The sequence below is a fragment of the Methylobacterium hispanicum genome (assembly GCF_022179285.1).
GTDB lineage: Bacteria > Pseudomonadota > Alphaproteobacteria > Rhizobiales > Beijerinckiaceae > Methylobacterium > Methylobacterium hispanicum.
The window spans coordinates 1-1,328 of sequence record NZ_BPQO01000079.1 but is presented as its reverse complement, the minus strand read 5'-3'; the positions used below and the strand labels follow the sequence as shown (position 1 = coordinate 1,328).

At 73.0% G+C, this 1,328-nt stretch carries 1 protein-coding gene; it reads left to right on the top strand.

Annotated features, from left to right (window positions below; genetic code table 11):
• On the top strand, positions 1-1,326 hold a 1,326-nt coding region (locus MFF56_RS31785; protein ID WP_238232196.1), incomplete at its 5' end, for a mannose-1-phosphate guanylyltransferase/mannose-6-phosphate isomerase.
• Between the last annotated feature and the right edge of the window lie 2 nt (positions 1,327-1,328).

Here is a 1,328-nt window from a genome sequence, read left to right as displayed (position 1 = left end):
GTCGATCCGGAGCACTCCACCTTCCAGGCCACGGCCCAGCGCGTGGCCGAGCCCGGCCTGTTCGCCCGCGCCTGCGTGATCGCGGCGGCCGAGTCCCGCTTCATCGTCGCCGAGCAGCTCGCCCAGGCCGGGCTGTCGGCCGACATCATCCTCGAGCCGCAGGGCCGCGACTCCGCCGCCGCCGTCGCGGTCGCGGCGCTGCACGCCGCCACGCTCGACCCGCAGGCCGTCGTGCTCATCATGGCCGCCGACCACGTCATCGGCGACGCCGCAGCCTTCCGCGCCGCCGTGGCCACGGCCGCCGAGGGCGCGCACGCCGGCGCCGTGATGACGCTGGGCATCGAGCCGACCCGGCCGGCCACCGACTACGGCTACATCCGCCGCGGCAGCCCGCTGCCGGGCCAGACGGGCGGCGCCTGCGCGGTCGAGCGCTTCGTCGAGAAGCCGGACCAGGCCGGCGCCGAGCGCCTCATCGCCGAGGGCGCGCTCTGGAACTCCGGCTACTTCCTGTTCCGCGCCGACGTGATGCTGGCCGAACTCGAGACCTTCGCGCCCGCCGTGCTCTCGGGCGCGCGCGCCGCGCTGGAGGCGGCGGCCACCGACCTCGACTTCACGCGCCTCGACGCCGAGGCCTTCGGGCAGGTGCCGAAGATCTCGATCGACTACGCGGTGATGGAGCGCACCGGGCGGGCGGGCGTGCTGCCGGTGGCCTTCCCGTGGTCGGATGTCGGCACCTGGGACGCGGTCTGGGGGGTGCTCGCGCACGATGCGGACGGCAACGCGCTGCGGGGCCGGGTCGAGCTGATCGGCACGAAGAACAGCCTGGTGCACAGCGCGGGCGAGGGCCTGACGACCGTGGTGGGGCTGGAGGACGTGGTGGTGGTGACCACGCCCGACGCGGTTCTGGTGAGCTCGAAGGCCGAGGCGGGGCGGGTGAAGGAGCTGGTGGGCCAGCTGCGCACCAAGGCGCATCCGGAGGCGGACGCGCACCTGCGCATGTACCGGCCCTGGGGCTGGTACCAGCGCATCGACATCGGCGCGCGCTTCCAGGTGAAGCGGATCATGGTGACGCCGGGCGGGCGGCTGAGCCTGCAGAAGCACTACCACCGGGCCGAGCACTGGGTGGTGGTCAAGGGCACGGCCGAGGTGACGGTGGACGAGCGCGTGGTGCTGGTCCACGAAAACGAGGCGGTCTACCTGCCGATCGGCTCGATGCACCGCCTGACCAATCCGGGCAAGATCCCGCTCGAGCTGATCGAGGTCCAGGTCGGCTCCTATACCGGCGAGGACGACATCATCCGCGTCGAGGACATCTACGGACGCTGACG